This window comes from Anaerosporobacter sp. (assembly GCF_965301125.1).
This window is the reverse complement of sequence record NZ_CBDLAM010000109.1, coordinates 1-1,743: the sequence shown is the minus strand read 5'-3', so window position 1 is coordinate 1,743 and position 1,743 is coordinate 1. Positions and strand designations below refer to the sequence as shown.

At 31.8% G+C, this 1,743-nt stretch carries 3 protein-coding genes; 2 read left to right on the top strand and 1 reads right to left on the bottom strand.

Translation table 11 applies throughout. The annotated features are described in order from the left end of the window. The first annotated feature begins 202 nt into the window (after positions 1-202). The gene (locus ACW2QF_RS12315; protein ID WP_455716301.1) at positions 203-511 is read left to right on the top strand and encodes a DUF6514 family protein; all 309 of its coding nucleotides are present in this window, start codon (positions 203-205) and stop codon (positions 509-511) included. 137 nt (positions 512-648) lie between these two features. Next, a complete protein-coding gene (locus ACW2QF_RS12310) occupies positions 649-1,320 on the top strand; it encodes a YigZ family protein (protein ID WP_455716300.1) in 672 nt (223 codons plus the stop codon). A 52-nt stretch (positions 1,321-1,372) separates the two neighbouring features. Here the strand turns inward: ACW2QF_RS12310 and ACW2QF_RS12305 are convergent, their stop codons facing one another. Then, a complete protein-coding gene (locus ACW2QF_RS12305) occupies positions 1,373-1,549 on the bottom strand; it encodes a DUF4250 domain-containing protein (RefSeq protein WP_455716299.1) in 177 nt (58 codons plus the stop codon). Positions 1,550-1,743: the final 194 nt, after the last annotated feature.

The window sequence follows — 1,743 nt, the reverse complement described above, 5'->3', positions numbered from 1 at the left end:
AAAACCAAGTTATAGAACAATTGTTGATAGAAAAAGACAAAATAATTTGTCGTAAAATTAAAAATTAGTCGAATATTTAACAATATCCAATCATTATGCGATATAATTCTCTATGAAATGGAATAAATTAGTAGTATAATTTCATAAGATAGTGTGTTGGCATTGTCGCAGTTGTGGTCATTTTAATGTAGGAGGTATTTGAATGAAACATTTTAGTCTAATTGGGGAGAGGGAAGTTAAGCTAGAAAACCAAATGGGAATGGTTTTGAAGTATTACTTGGTAGAAGAACCATCAAAAGAAGTGGGAGAAAGAGATTGTTTAAACTTTTTGTATGGGATTAAAATCGAGAAACAATTTGGGGAAATTGTGGAATCGGAAGAAGTTGAAGCATTATCGTATTCGAAGGAAGTAGTAGTGCAATTAATTCACACGTTGATTGAGTGTACAGTAACACCCATGACTTTGGTTGAAGTCGTTGATGATCTTGTTACTCTAAGGTTATGTAGCTAGGATACACTTCGGGGAAAATAGCGAGTACATAAGAAGACTTTCTTGCATTATCAACAAACTTACGTTATGATAGATATCAAGATAACAACTTTGAGGTATGTTATTAAGGTATACAGATTGTGAGGTATTGAGTTTTTATGATAGAAAGTTACAAGGCAGTTTATTCTTCAGGTAAGGGAGAAATGGTAGAGAAGAAATCACGATTTATTACTTCTGTTCAGCCAATTGATTCAGAAGAAGAAGCAATTGCGTATATAGAACAGATTCGTAAAGAATATTGGGATGCAACTCATAATAGTTATGCTTATGTTGTCGGAAAAAGAAATGAAGTTCAAAGATGTAGTGATGATGGCGAACCAAATGGCACGGCAGGGAAGCCGATATTAGATGTTTTGTTAGGACAGGGAATTCATAATGTATTAGTAGTAGTCACTAGATATTTTGGAGGAATATTATTGGGAACGGGAGGCCTAGTACGTGCATATACGAATGCTACATTAGGAGGACTTGAGCAAAGCGTTATTGTTGAAAAAAAGGCTGGCAAGAAAGTGCGAATTGTTACTGATTATAATGGAATCGGAAAATTACAATATATAACTTGTCAGATGCAAATAACAGTATTAGATACCATCTATACAGATAATGTTACAATGGAGTTATTGGTTACCTTTGATAAATTACATCAATTACAAGAAGAAGTTACAGAAGCAACTAGTGGGAGATCCCAAATAGAAGAATACGACAGTGTATATTTTGCAAAGATTAACGATGAAATTATACTGTTTGATGAGATTTTAGAAGATAATTAAAAACGCTTGGAAAAATTAGATTGAGCTAATTTTTCCAAGCGTTTTTATGTTACTAAACAAATTGATTGGTTGTTTGATCATAGCTATAATCGATTGTTTCAAGTTTGGCACATAAGGATTCTTCGTTTATATTAAGAGAGAGACACAAGTCTGTCAGATTTGGATAGAAGTCTCTTAATTGCGTATTTATATAGCTAAGTAATATTACTGGGTCATTCGGTATATTCATATAAACTTCCTTTCGTAATTGAGATATTAAGATTTTAGTCGACTCACATTAAGATGAATAATCAAGAATATTTATTTTTTACATTTATTATAGTGAATAATTTACTAAGAAACAAGTGTGCTAATAAAGTTTGTGAATGATTTGGATTTGTTGTGGATTTTTTTGATATTGTGGTATACTATCTTAACTTATAG

Coding starts and splice junctions, on each gene's coding strand:
- ACW2QF_RS12310 (WP_455716300.1), top strand. CDS start 649: ATGATAGAAAGTTACAAGGCAGTTTATTCTTCAGGTAAGGGAGAAATG.
- ACW2QF_RS12305 (WP_455716299.1), bottom strand. CDS start 1,549: ATGAATATACCGAATGACCCAGTAATATTACTTAGCTATATAAATACG.
- ACW2QF_RS12315 (WP_455716301.1), top strand. CDS start 203: ATGAAACATTTTAGTCTAATTGGGGAGAGGGAAGTTAAGCTAGAAAAC.